This is a genomic window from Aquisalimonas sp. 2447 (genome assembly GCF_012044895.1).
Lineage (GTDB): Bacteria > Pseudomonadota > Gammaproteobacteria > Nitrococcales > Aquisalimonadaceae > Aquisalimonas.
The window spans coordinates 2,891,655-2,903,678 of sequence record NZ_CP050695.1 but is presented as its reverse complement, the minus strand read 5'-3'; the positions used below and the strand labels follow the sequence as shown (position 1 = coordinate 2,903,678).

10 protein-coding genes are annotated in these 12,024 nt (G+C 66.5%); 4 read left to right on the top strand and 6 right to left on the bottom strand.

All coding sequences use genetic code 11. The features are described 5' to 3' along the window. Window positions 1-6 precede the first annotated feature (6 nt). From KU884_RS13775 to queF, 5 genes are all read right to left on the bottom strand, one after another. Window positions 7-2,973 (bottom strand): sensor histidine kinase, encoded by a 2,967-nt coding sequence (locus tag KU884_RS13775; protein WP_167783150.1) that lies wholly within the window; start codon window positions 2,971-2,973, stop codon window positions 7-9. Next, window positions 2,963-3,160 (bottom strand): hypothetical protein, encoded by a 198-nt coding sequence (locus tag KU884_RS13770; protein ID WP_167783149.1) that lies wholly within the window; start codon window positions 3,158-3,160, stop codon window positions 2,963-2,965. The genes KU884_RS13775 and KU884_RS13770 overlap by 11 nt, the downstream gene beginning before the upstream one ends. 168 nt (window positions 3,161-3,328) lie before the next feature. Beyond that, a complete protein-coding gene (gene gluQRS, locus KU884_RS13765) occupies window positions 3,329-4,219 on the bottom strand; it encodes a tRNA glutamyl-Q(34) synthetase GluQRS (RefSeq protein WP_167783148.1) in 891 nt (296 codons plus the stop codon). Then, window positions 4,216-4,605 (bottom strand): hypothetical protein, encoded by a 390-nt coding sequence (locus tag KU884_RS13760; RefSeq protein ID WP_167783147.1) that lies wholly within the window; start codon window positions 4,603-4,605, stop codon window positions 4,216-4,218. Before KU884_RS13760 ends, gluQRS begins: the two co-directional genes overlap by 4 nt. A gap of 70 nt (window positions 4,606-4,675) precedes the next feature. After that, window positions 4,676-5,065 (bottom strand): preQ(1) synthase, encoded by a 390-nt coding sequence (gene queF / locus KU884_RS13755; RefSeq protein WP_167783146.1) that lies wholly within the window; start codon window positions 5,063-5,065, stop codon window positions 4,676-4,678. Window positions 5,066-5,196: 131 nt separating this feature from the next. On the opposite strand from queF, the gene smc reads away from it, so the two are divergent. Beyond that, complete coding sequence (smc, locus tag KU884_RS13750) at window positions 5,197-8,724, top strand: chromosome segregation protein SMC (RefSeq protein ID WP_167783145.1); 3,528 nt, start codon at window positions 5,197-5,199, stop codon at window positions 8,722-8,724. A 285-nt stretch (window positions 8,725-9,009) separates the two neighbouring features. On the opposite strand, the gene KU884_RS13745 is transcribed toward smc, so the two are convergent. Beyond that, window positions 9,010-9,201 (bottom strand): hypothetical protein, encoded by a 192-nt coding sequence (locus KU884_RS13745; RefSeq protein WP_167783144.1) that lies wholly within the window; start codon window positions 9,199-9,201, stop codon window positions 9,010-9,012. A gap of 170 nt (window positions 9,202-9,371) precedes the next feature. Here KU884_RS13745 and zipA point away from each other — a divergent pair, with 170 nt between their 5' ends. The 3 genes from zipA to KU884_RS13730 all read left to right on the top strand — a co-directional run bounded on the left by zipA (window position 9,372) and on the right by KU884_RS13730 (window position 12,018). Further along, on the top strand, window positions 9,372-10,022 hold the full coding sequence (zipA, locus tag KU884_RS13740) for a cell division protein ZipA (RefSeq protein WP_167783143.1): 651 nt from the start codon (window positions 9,372-9,374) through the stop codon (window positions 10,020-10,022). Between the two features lie 110 nt (window positions 10,023-10,132). Continuing rightward, window positions 10,133-10,984, top strand: coding sequence for a 3-hydroxybutyryl-CoA dehydrogenase (locus KU884_RS13735; RefSeq protein WP_167783142.1), 852 nt, complete (start codon window positions 10,133-10,135; stop codon window positions 10,982-10,984). 104 nt (window positions 10,985-11,088) lie between these two features. Continuing rightward, entirely contained in the window at window positions 11,089-12,018 is a 930-nt protein-coding gene (locus KU884_RS13730) for a cobyrinic acid a,c-diamide synthase (protein WP_167783141.1), read from the top strand. Window positions 12,019-12,024: the final 6 nt, after the last annotated feature.

Sequence of the window (12,024 nt, the reverse complement as noted above, 5' to 3'; positions counted from 1 at the left end):
TTGTTGTCATCCCGCGTGTTCGCGGAGCGCGGTGCCGTCGTCGGCATCCGTCTCTGTCGCACGCAGTCTCAGGGTCACGCAGGTTCCCGTGCTGTCGCTGGCGATGGTGACCTCGCCGCCGTGTTCGCGGACGATGTTGTAGACCAGCGGCAGGCCCAGGCCCGTGCCGTGACCCGGTCGCTTGGTGGTGACAAAGGGTTCCAGAACCTGATGCAGCACCTCGTCCGGGATGCCGCTGCCGTTGTCTGCGACACGCACGGTGATCCAGCCGCCGGCGCTGCGCTCCCCGGTGATGCCAATGGCGGCCTCTTCGGCATGGTCGGCGCAGGCATCGGCGGCGTTGCTGAACAGGTTCACGAATACCTGGACCAGTTGCTGGGGATCGCCAGTAATGGCCAGATGCTCGTCCAGTTCATTGTCGAAGCGCACGAACCGGGCCCGGCGGCTCAGCGTTGTCAGGCGCATGGCCTCATCCACCGTGGCCCGGAGATGGATCGTCTCCGGTGGGCGCTGACTACCCGCGCCGCCGTGAGCATAGCGGACCAGGCTCTGGACGATGTTGTCGATGCGCTGGGCCTGGTTGAGCACCTCCTCGGCGATGGCGTGGCTGCGTTCCGGGTCCGTTTCCTCGTCCCGCAGCTCCTGGGCCAGGCAGGAGATACCGGTGACCGGGTTGCCGATTTCGTGTGCGACGCCGGCGGCCAGGCGACCGATGGAAGCCAGTCGTTCGCTGTGGGCGAGTTCCTGTTCCAGCACCGAGATGTCGGTGAGGTCTTCCACCAGCACCACGGTGTCGTCGCTGCGACTGGTCAGCCCCGGATCCTCGACGGTGGCCTTGTGCAGACTGTAGCGGCGCGGCAACCCGTCGGTATTGATCTCCTGGCGATGCCAGTGATCGGCGTCCGAGGCCAGGAACTCGCCCAGCAACGCCCCCCAGGGACCCGGGAGTTCATCCATGCGGCGGCCGATGACATCCGCCATGGGGATGCCGGTGAGCTCGGCTATAGCGGGGTTCCACCGCACCAGTCGGCCGCCCTGCGCCACGGCACAGACCCCCAGGGGCAAGTCTTCGATGACCTGCCGGTGGTAACGGCGCAGACGGTCCAGCTCCGCCGCAAGTCCCCGAAGTCTGGTGCGCGATGTCTCCAGCCGGTCCTCGATCAGGCGCACGTTCTGCGCCAGGGCCGTCCGGCTTTCGGTATCCATCTGCAGCCGTTCGTCGACGATCATGCGCGCCAGCACCGGCCCCATCATGCCCGAGATGTTGCGCTCGATCTGGGCGCGCAGGCCGTGCAGGTGATTGGGGCGCGATTCCTCCCAGTTCAGCCCCAGTTCCCGGACTGCCTTCTCCACTTCCTTGCGCGCCGCAGTCTTGCCCATCACCGTCGCCAGGCGCTTGACGAACTGCTTGGGTGAGCGGGCCTGGAGATCCCCCACCGGCAGCGAGGGGTTGAGATCCCGGCAGGCGGCTGCCGCCTCGCGTTCGCGCTCGTCGGGACGGGTCAGCAGCGAAACCACCACGAACAGCAGCGCGTTGAGGCTCAGGGACCAGAAGGTGGCGGACTGATGCGCCAACGCGCTGTCCCCGGGGGAAGCGAGCCCCAGCCAGGCCATGGTGCTGTCGCCGGTGACCGGCGGCAGCATGACGGTAAACAGCCATACGGACGAGCCGCCGATGAGGCCAGCGAGGAAACCGTGGCTTGTGGCGCGAGGCCAGAACAACAGACCGATGATACCCGGTAGCAGCTGCGCCATGGCCAGGAAGGAGATCAGCCCCCAACCCACCAGGCCGGTGGTGGGTTCGAGCAGGAGATAGCACCCGTAACCGGCGGCGATCACCGCGACCATGACGCTGCGCCGCGCCCAGCGGAGCGCGCCGTAGAGGTCGCGATGCGGCTGTGGTCCGGCCATGGGCAGGACCAGGTGGTTCAGCGTCATCGCCGAGATGGCCAGGGTGCTGACCACGATCATGGCACTGGCCGCGGAGATGCCCCCCAGGTAGGCCAGCAGTGCCAGGGCGGGGCTGCCGCTGGCCATGGAGATGCCGAGGATGTAGTAGTCCGCCGACGTGCCCGGCTGCAGGACCTGGCCCGCCCACAGAATGGGCGGAATGACCAGTGTCAGCACCAGCAGAAAGAGCGGGAACGCCCAGCTGGCCACGTTCAGGTGGCCGGGGCTCTGGTTCTCGGCGAACAGCATGTGGAACTGCCGCGGCAGCAGGAACGCGGCGGCGAAGGCCAGGATCAGCAGGCCCGCCCAGGGCCCCTGGCGGGCAGGCTCGTAGAACGCGTCCACCCGTTCGGGATTGGCTGCGAGCCACTCCTGCATGCCGCCCAGGCCGCCAAAGGCCATGGCAACTGCCACCCCGGCTACCAGCAACAGGGCGGCAAGTTTCATCAGGGATTCGAAGGCGATGGCTGCCACCAGGCCGTCGTGGTGTTCCCTGGGCGAGACATGGCGGGCGCCGAAGATCATGGTGAACATCGTCACCAGGACCACGAACCAGAACGCCAGCACCTCCGGAGAGGACTCCCGGGTGAGAACCTGGGTGGATTCCGCCACGGCGCGGATCTGCAGCGCAATGTAGGGCAGTACCCCGGCCAGCATGAGCACTGTCACCGCCACGCCCACCCGCTGGCTGTTGAAGCGGAAGGCGAACAGGTCCGCCACCGAGGTGAGCTGGTAGGTGCGGGTGAGCCGCAGGATGGGCATCAGCAGCACCGGCGTCAGCACGAACGCCAGGGTGACGCCCAGATAGATCGTCAGGTAGTTGATTCCCTGATCCTGAGCGAAGCCAACGCTGCCGTAATAGCTCCAGGTGGTGGCGTAGACGCCCAAGGACAGCACATAGACCAGCGGATTGCGGGTCAGCCATACCGGGAGCCACTGCCGGTCCGTGATGTAGGCGATCAGGAACAGCAGCAGCAGGTAGCCGACAGCAACTGCGGACAGAAATCCGAGATCAAGCGTCATGGTGGCCGGAGCGCCGGGCCAGTGCCGCCGTGAGGCCGATCAGCAGCGCCCACAGCACCCATGCCGTGTACCAGGGGGCGCCCACGCTCATCCACCAGGTGGTAAAGGGGGATGCCAGCACCAGCAGGCCAAGCAGGAACAGTAGAACACTCAGGCCGGCCGCGCTCGTTTCCTGAAACTGAGCCATCGCGGTTCTCCTCCGGGCAGATTGTTGTTCTTCTTTTGTTACCGAAGGTAGCACAGGCTTTGGCTTCTGGCGATTCCTTTTCGATCTGCCGGCACCCTGTATGGGCACGCCCGGTCGGATCGGCGTCGCTCAGTCGCGGCGCAGGGCGACGGGGACTTCGCGGACGCGTTACAGGCGTGCAGGATCCCAGTGCATGTGCGCCCAGTCCCAGAGGTCGCCAACCGAGCCCCGCGCCAACGCGTCGGGGGGATTCTGCTGCAGGAAGCGCAGCGCGTCATGAATCTGCCGCACCGGTCTTGTGTCGTCGAGTGGCGCCGCGTGGTTCTGTTTGCTGAGCTTCTGGCCGTCGCTGTTCAGCGCCAGGGGAAGGTGCCCGTACCGGGGCATGGCGGCATCGAGATGAGTCATGAGCAGCAGTTGCGGTGGCGTGCACAGCAGCAGGTCATGGCCGCGAACCACATGGGTAATGCGGCTGGCTACATCATCCACGGCGGCGGCCAGATGGTAGGCCGGCCAGCCATCGGCCCTGAGGACGAGGAAATCACCGACTTCGCCGGCCAGGTCGCACTCCACCGGACCCTGGAACGCGTCGTCAAAGCGGATGTGCCCGTCGGCCCGCGCCCGCCAGGTCCGGGCTTCCCGCCCCGGGGGCAGGCCATTGCGGCATGTGCCCGGGTAGACCACACCGTTGGCTCCGGGGGCGCCCAGGCGCAGCACCTCTTTCCGGGTGCAGCCGCAGGCGAAAACCGCATCCCGCGCCCGCAATCCATCCAGAGCTTCGGCGTAGGCCGCGCGGCGCCGGCTCTGGTAGACGATTTCGCCGTCGGGTTCGAAGCCGAATCGCTCCAGGGTCCGGAGGATGGCGTCCGCAGCGCCGGGCTGCTCCCGGGCCGGGTCAATGTCGTCAATACGCACCAGCCAATCCCCACCATGCCGCCGGGCTTCCAGGCAGGAGCCCAGTGCGGCGACCAGGGAGCCGAAGTGCAGAGGGCCGGTGGGGCTGGGTGCAAAGCGGCCGCGATAGCGGCGGGGTTTCGGTGGCCCGGCCCCCGGTGTCATTCGCCGGCCTGACCGGTCCTTTGCCGGCCCGCGCCCTGACGGCGGCGCGCCTCCTGGCGGATGAACGCCACCAGGCGTTCACGGTCGGCCGGATGCAGGCGCGTCACGGTCAGGCCGGCCCGGAATCGTGCCGCCGGCCGGGTCAGTTCCACCAGGTAACTAACCTGGCACTCCAGGCTGATGGGTTCGAGTCGATGCGCCTCGTGGTTGGGCAGGATCGCCCGAACCTCCAGGTGTTCGCCGGCGATCAGCGGCGTATCCACCAGGACCGCCAGCCCCCGTTGCAACAGGCTTTCGCTGACGGCCACGATGCATTCGCCATTGGCCCGGACCAGGTGGATTTCCTGCTTCCAGGCGGTGCGTGGCAGCTGTTCCTTGTCGCTCATGTGACCCGTCCGTTGGCTATGGCCTGACCGGCCAGTATAGCCGTCCGTGCAGGTGCCGAATCAAGCCCGATCAGGGTAGCGTTACCGGCTGTGGTGGGGTCCAGCCCGGGGCGCGGTGTTCCGCGATCACCGAAGTATAGATACCACCGCGGACGTTGAATACGCCGGTCACCCGCATGAACCTGGGCTGGGTTGCTGCGACCAGGTCGCCGAGCATGTCGTGGGTGACTTTTTCATGGAATGCGCCCACGTCCCGGAACGACCAGATATAGAGCTTCAGGGACTTGAGCTCAACGCAGTCCCGGTCCGGCACATACTCCAGGTGTATGGTGGCGAAATCCGGTTGCCCGGTCTTGGGGCAGAGGCAGGTGAACTCCGGGATTTCCATGCGGATGGTGTAGTCCCGGTCCGGATGCGGGTTCGGGAAGGTTTCCAGCGCACTGCTTGGCTTGGTGGACATGGCTTTCCAATCAGGGTGGTGAACGGGATAATGACGCCGGGATCGTGGATTCCGACCAAGCCAGCATTCTACCGGCCGGTTCGCCGCTCGGCCATGCATTGCCGTTTGGTGGCGGCACAGGGACGATTCGGATGCGCCTGAAGAAGATCAAACTTGCGGGTTTCAAATCCTTCGTCGATCCGACGACGGTGCATCTGCCGGGCAATCTGGTGGGTGTTGTCGGCCCCAACGGCTGTGGCAAGTCCAATGTCATCGATGCCGTGCGCTGGGTCATGGGCGAGAGCTCCGCCAAGCACCTGCGTGGCGAGTCCATGGCGGATGTCATCTTCAACGGCTCCAGCAGCCGCAAGCCGGTGAGCCAGGCCTCCATCGAACTGGTGTTCGATAACGCTGATGGAACCCTGGGCGGGCAGTATGCGAGCTACAGCGAAATCTCCGTGAAGCGCCAGGTCAACCGCGAGGGGCAGTCGCAGTATCTGCTCAACGGCACCCGGTGCCGCAAGCGCGACATTACTGATGTATTCCTCGGTACCGGCCTTGGCCCGCGCAGCTACTCCATCATCGAGCAGGGCATGATCTCGCGCATCATCGAGGCGCGCCCCGAGGATCTGCGCGTCTACCTGGAAGAGGCCGCCGGCATTTCCCTGTACAAGGAGCGGCGCCGGGAGACCGAGCGGCGTATCCGCGATACCCGCGAGAACCTGGAGCGCCTGGACGATGTGCGCGACGAGGTGGCGACCCAGCTGGACAAGCTCAGCCGCCAGGCCCGTACTGCCGAGCGCTACAAGGAGTACAAACAGGAAGAGCGGCAGCTGCGCGCCGAGCTACTGGCGCTGCGGTTGCGGGAGCTGGTGGCGGAGATGCGTACCGGCGAGCGGGCGCTGGAGGAAAAGCGCAACACCCTGGAGGCCGAGGTGAGCCGCCAGCGTGCCGCCGAACGGGAACTGGTGAGCGAGCGCGAACAGCAGGGCGAGCTGGGTGAGGAAGTCAACACCGCCCAAGGTCGCTACTATGCCCTCGGCAGCGACATTGCCCGTATCGAGCAACAGGTCAATCACGAGCGCGACCGCAGGCGCCAGCAGGACGAGGATCTGGCGGCCAACAGCCAGGCGCTGGAGGATTTGCACAGGACCCTGAGTGATGATCAGGAGAAGCTCACCGCCGCTCGCGGCCGGCTGGAGGAGCTGGCGCCGGAAATCGAGGAAATCCAGGCCCTGGAAGAGAGCGCCTCGGATCAGGTCATCGAGGCGCAGCAGGCCATGGACGCCTGGCAGCAGGAGTGGGATACCTTCAATGAGCTTGCCGCCGCGGCGGTGCAACAGGCGCAGGTGGAACGGACCCGCATCGAGGGCCTCGAGCAGCGCCAGAAGGAGCTGGCCGGCCGGCGTGAACGCCTTGCCGCGGAGCGCGATCAGCTGGATCCGGATTCCGCCGCCGAACGTCTGGAGGAACTGGGCGAGGAGGCGGCCGAGCTCGCAGAGCGCCAGGAGACCCTGGCGGAGTCCCTGGAGGAAACCGAGCAGGGTGTGCGCGAGCTGGCGGAGCAGGAGCAGGACCTGGACGAGCGGATCCACGACCTGCGTGGCGAGATCCAGCAGAGCGAGGCGCGCCTGACCTCGCTGGAGACGCTGCAGCAGGACGCCCTGGGCGCCGCGGATCAGGGGCCGGTGGCGGAATGGCTGGCCCGCCACGGCCTTGACGGTGGCAGTCGCCTGGCCCAGGCGCTTACCGTGCAGTCCGGCTGGGAGGCAGCGGTGGAGACGGTGCTGGCGGAGCGGCTGCAGGCGATCTGTGTGCCGGCGCAGGACATGCCCGATGCCGACAGCCTGGGCGCACCGGAGCAGGGCGCTGTGACCCTCCTGACGCCGGGGCATGAAACGGGCAGCCGAGCCTCCCCGGGCCGTGACGGCCTGCGTCCTCTGCTGGATCAGGTGCAGGCGTCGTGGCCCCTGGAGGACCTGCTGCACGGCGTATTCTGCGCGGCGGACTCCGTCGAGGCGGAGCAGCTGCGGTCCCGGCTTGCTGCCGGCGAGACGCTGGTGACACCGGACGGCCTTCTCTGTGGCCGGACCTGGACGCAGGTGACCGGCGGCGACCAGAGCGGCGACGGCGTCATCGAGCGGGAGCGCGCCATGGACGAATTGCGCCAGGGGCTGGAGCAGGCGCGCCAGCAGCTCGAGGACCTGCTGGTGCGGCGACGGGAGCTGGAGGAGCGCCGCCAGGACCGCGAGGAGAGCCGCAACCAGCTTGCCGATGAGCGGGATGATCTGAACCAGCGGCTCACCGAGCTGCGCGCCCAGGAGGAGAACCAGCGGCAACGCCTGGACGAGCTGCGGGAACGTCGGGAGCGATTGCAGCAGGAGATCGGCGCCCTCGAGCAGCAGGCGCAGGAAGCCGATGAATCAGTGCGCGCCGCCCGCGGCCGGCTGCAGGAGGCGCTGGATCGCAGCGAAGCCGACGAGGAGCAGCGCGCACGGTTGCAGGAACAGAAGGAGGCACACCAGCAGGCGGTCAACGCGGCCCGGGAGGTCATGCGTGAACGCCGCGAACGACGGCACGAACTGTCCCTGAAACAGGAGAGTGCCAGCGCCGCGAAGCAGTCCCTGGAAGAACAGCTGCGGCGGCTGACGGAGCAGCAGCAGCGCCTGCAGGCTCGGCAGGAGGAGTTGCAGGAAGCGCGGGACAGCCGGGGCGATCCCGTCCCCGAGCTGGAGGCCGAGCGGGAGCGCCTGCTGGAGCAGCGTCTGGAAGCGGAACAGGCGCTCAAGGACGCCCGCGAGCGCATGGCCTCGGTGGAAGAGCGGCTACGCGGGCACGAGGAGCAGCGGCAGAAAGCGGAACAACAGGTGGAGGTGCTGCGCCAGGAGCTGGAACAGATGCAACTGCGCGACCAGGAGTTGCGGGTGCGCCGTCAGACTCAGGCAGAGCAGTTGGTGGAACTGGGCTTCGACCTGGATACCCTGCAGGCCAATCTGCCCGAGGAGGCCCGGGAGGCGGACTGGCAGCAGCGGCTGGATCAGGTGGAGCAACGCATCAACCGGCTCGGGCCCATCAACCTGGCCGCCATTGACGAGCACGAGCAGCTCTCCGAGCGCAAAGGGTATCTGGATCAGCAGCACGCCGATCTCACCGAGGCCATGGAGACCCTGGAGTCGGCCATTCGCAAGATTGACCGGGAGACCCGGCAGCGTTTCAAGGAGACCTTCGACAAGGTCAACGCCGGCATCCAGCACATGTATCCGCGGCTGTTCGGCGGCGGTGAGGCGTACCTGGAGATGACCAGCGACGATCTGCTGGAGACAGGCATCACCATCATGGCGCGGCCGCCGGGCAAGAGGGTGAGTACTATCCACCTGCTCTCCGGCGGTGAGAAGGCGCTGACGGCGGTATCGCTGATCTTTGCGATTTTCGAACTCAACCCGGCGCCGTTCTGCATGCTGGACGAGGTGGATGCACCCCTGGACGAGGCCAATGTCGGCCGCTTCTGCACGCTGGTGCAGGAGATGTCGTCACGGGTGCAGTTCATTCTCATCACTCACAACAAGGCCACCATGGAAATCGCCAGCCACCTGATGGGTGTAACCATGCACGAGGCCGGCGTTTCGCGACTGGTGGCCGTGGATGTGGATGAAGCCGCAGAAATGGCGGTGGCCGTGTGAAGGCAAAAACGTGTTTCATTGAGCGGGAACAAATGACGCGTTGAGGCGTCTCCACGGGGAGACGCTGGACGCCGGTACTGACAACATGGAGCCTGTGCGGTGACTGAGCCGGGGCGAATCGCCTGCCAGGGCCGTCGGGTTCCTATGACATCGCGGACGGATACGATGGATACGCTGCGCTGGATACTGCTGATTGTTGGTGTGCTGGTCATCGCCGGGCTGTTCGGCTATTACAAGTGGCAGGAGCATCAGGCAACACGGCCGCAGAAGCGCCAGCGGGGAACATCACGGAGCACGGCGCGCAAGTCGCGCAACGATCGCGACGTGGAAGCAGCGCTGGAGGACATGGATGACTTTGTCCTCGGTGACGACGTCGACGGCGATGCCGAGCCCGACCTTGCCGCAATGGACCTGACCACCGGTGAAGACGAGGCCGTGGGACGGTCGCGGCCCGCCCGCACTGACGGTGTCAGTCATCACGAGACACCGGATGACAGTGACTGGTCCGTCGGCCCGGTGCGCGTGCGCCAGGTGGGTGAGCCCGAGAACGACAGGCCCCGTCCGGCTGCCGCCGAACGGCGGCAGCCGGAGCCCCGGATGATTGGCAACCGGATGCCTGGGACGAGCCTCTGGCAGATGAACCGGAGATGGGCGTCGACGAGCCTGAAGACGCACCCATTCAGCCCGAGCCCGTGGATCGCCCGGCGCGCGTCAGCCGCAATGATGACGACGCCTGGAACCTCGGGCCGGTGCGTATTCCCCGGCCGGCCTGGGGGCGTGACGGCCACGGTCGCGATGACCGCGATCAGCAGCAGGACCAGGCTGCCACCGAGGACACCATCAGCGAGGTGGTGGGCGAGAAGATCGTGGTGCTGCACGTGCATGCCGGTGAAGGCCTGTGTTTCACCGCGCCGGCGGTGCGGGAAGCGCTGGAGGCCAGCGGTCTGCGCTTCGGTCAGCACGGCATTTTCCACCGGCATGTGGACACCAGTCGCGGGCAGCAGCCCATGTTCAGCGTCGCCAGCATGGTCAAGCCGGGCACCCTGAACCCGGATGAGCCCGACACCCTGGAGACGCCGGGGCTGGCGCTGTTCATGCAACTGCCCGGACCGTTCGATGGACTCTCCGCCTTCGAGCAGATGCTGGAGGCAGCTCGTCGTCTTACTGACCAGTTGGAGGGGCATCTCCTGGACGGTACCCGCTGCGACCTCACCAATCAGGCGGTGGAACACATCCGTGAGGAGTTGCGTGAGTATCGGCGTCTGGCCCACCTGGCGGCGCGACGCCACCACGCCTGAGGGGCCAAGCCCGGGCCCGACGCCCCGTGTCCGGCGGGGCATCACTCCTGCTAGTATTCCCACCGTTGCATGTATCCAATGTCCGTCAAAGGGCCAACGCGAGGTAGAACATGAGCATCAGCAAAGTGGGCGTGATCGGCGCCGGGACCATGGGCAGCGGTATTGCGCAGGCGTTCGCGGTCAGTGGTTTCAGCGTGAAGATGTCGGACATCGGCCAGGAGCAGGTGGACCGCGGGCGCAAGGCCGTCGAGAAGAGCCTTGACCGCCTGGTGTCCAAGGACAAGATTTCCGTGGCCGATCACGGTGCGGCGCTGGAACGCCTTGAAGGCGTGGTGGGGTTGGACAAGCTGGCCGACTGCGAACTGATCGTGGAGGCCGCCACCGAGAACGAGGAGCTCAAGCTCAAGATCTTCCGTGAACTCTCCGGGCTGGTGGGCAAGGATGTCGTACTGGCCTCCAATACCTCGTCCATCTCTCTCACGCGTATCGCTGCCGCCAGCTTCAACCCGGAGCGGGTCATCGGCATGCACTTCTTCAACCCCGTGCCGGTGATGAAACTGGTGGAAGTGGTGCGTGCCCTGCAGACCAGTGATGCCGTTTTCGAACAGGTGGACGCGCTCACCCGCCAGCTCGGCAAGGAACCCGTCGCTGTCAAGGACAGCCCGGGTTTCGTGGTCAACCGGATCCTGGTGCCCATGATCAACGAGGCGGTGTTCGCCTACGCCGAGAACCTGGCGGCGCCGGAGGACATCGATCGCACCATGCAGATGGGGGCCAATCACCCCATGGGCCCGCTGGCCCTGGCGGACCTGATCGGCCTGGATACCTGCCTGGAGGTGATGAAGGTGCTGCACACCAACCTGGGTGACCCCAAGTACCGCCCGTGCCCACTGTTGCAACAGATGGTGGATGCCGGCTACCTGGGCCGCAAGGTGGGCCGGGGTTTCTATACCTACGAGTGAACGGTCCGCCCCGGAGCGGGCCGGTGACATCATCGCCTGCCGCTCCGGGGTAGAGTCCTTCGGCCCAACGAACCTGGGTCAAGGGACAACACGGGAGACGCACCATGTTCGGGTTTCTCCAGGGCTTCGCCTACGGGCTGTTCGTCTCCTGTGCGCCGTGGTTCCTGGCCGGCATGATCAATCCCGCCCTGGCGATACCGGGTGAGCGCCCCAACCGCCTGCAAGTGGTGCTCCGGTACTGGCTGCTGCTGCCGTTCGTGGCGTTCGTGCTCTGGCTCACTTCCCTGTGGGGCGGTTTCGGGCCAACCCTTGCCGGCTGGATCGCCGGGTTGGCAGCGGTGGCCGTGGCGCTGCCAGTGGAACGCGGTTGGCGGCGGTGGCGACTCAGGCAGCGCGAGCGCCGCGATGCCGACGCCCGGCGGCGGGCCCGCGCGGAGCAGGAAGCCGCCGCCCGCGAGTCCGGCGTTGCCGAACTGGATCCCGATAATCCCCCGATGGATGCAGACGCCCTGGTACGACAGCTGTGCACGGTCAAACGGCGCCTGCTGAAGGCCGGGCGCAGTGACTCCGCCGTGCATGTGGATCGCCTCTATTCCCGCTATTCCCGGGTTGCGTCATTGCTGGGCTCGCGGTTCGACCCTGCCGAAGTCACCCACGATCGGGCCATGGGTCTATTGACGGAAGTGTGTCGCGGCGCATTGGACGATCTCCAGGCCATGGCCCGACGCGCAGAGAGCGTGCGTGATGTGGATGGCGGCTATGTCCGCCGTCGGCTGGAGGGCGGCCGTGATACGCTCACCAAGGAGGAGCGTCGGGCCCTGGAGCGGCGGTTGGAGTTACTCCAGGAGACGGACGATGAACTGCGCCGGATCGCCGGACGGCTTGAGGCGGTGATGACCGCCCTGGACGACGCATCGGTGTCTGTGGCGCGCATCGACACCGGCCGTACGCACGCGTCGGTGGATGCCGAGCAGGCGCTGCGTGATCTGCAGCGCTTCAGCGCCGGTGCAGGGCGCTACGGGCACACCGGCTGAGGAGAA

Bases quoted from the DNA above. Each gene is read 5' to 3' on its own strand.
- KU884_RS13775 (WP_167783150.1), bottom strand. From the start codon at position 2,973: ATGACGCTTGATCTCGGATTTCTGTCCGCAGTTGCTGTCGGCTACCTG.
- KU884_RS13770 (WP_167783149.1), bottom strand. From the start codon at position 3,160: ATGGCTCAGTTTCAGGAAACGAGCGCGGCCGGCCTGAGTGTTCTACTG.
- gluQRS (WP_167783148.1), bottom strand. From the start codon at position 4,219: ATGACACCGGGGGCCGGGCCACCGAAACCCCGCCGCTATCGCGGCCGC.
- KU884_RS13760 (WP_167783147.1), bottom strand. From the start codon at position 4,605: ATGAGCGACAAGGAACAGCTGCCACGCACCGCCTGGAAGCAGGAAATC.
- queF (WP_167783146.1), bottom strand. From the start codon at position 5,065: ATGTCCACCAAGCCAAGCAGTGCGCTGGAAACCTTCCCGAACCCGCAT.
- smc (WP_167783145.1), top strand. From the start codon at position 5,197: ATGCGCCTGAAGAAGATCAAACTTGCGGGTTTCAAATCCTTCGTCGAT.
- KU884_RS13745 (WP_167783144.1), bottom strand. From the start codon at position 9,201: ATGACTGACACCGTCAGTGCGGGCGGGCCGCGACCGTCCCACGGCCTC.
- zipA (WP_167783143.1), top strand. From the start codon at position 9,372: ATGGGCGTCGACGAGCCTGAAGACGCACCCATTCAGCCCGAGCCCGTG.
- KU884_RS13735 (WP_167783142.1), top strand. From the start codon at position 10,133: ATGAGCATCAGCAAAGTGGGCGTGATCGGCGCCGGGACCATGGGCAGC.
- KU884_RS13730 (WP_167783141.1), top strand. From the start codon at position 11,089: ATGTTCGGGTTTCTCCAGGGCTTCGCCTACGGGCTGTTCGTCTCCTGT.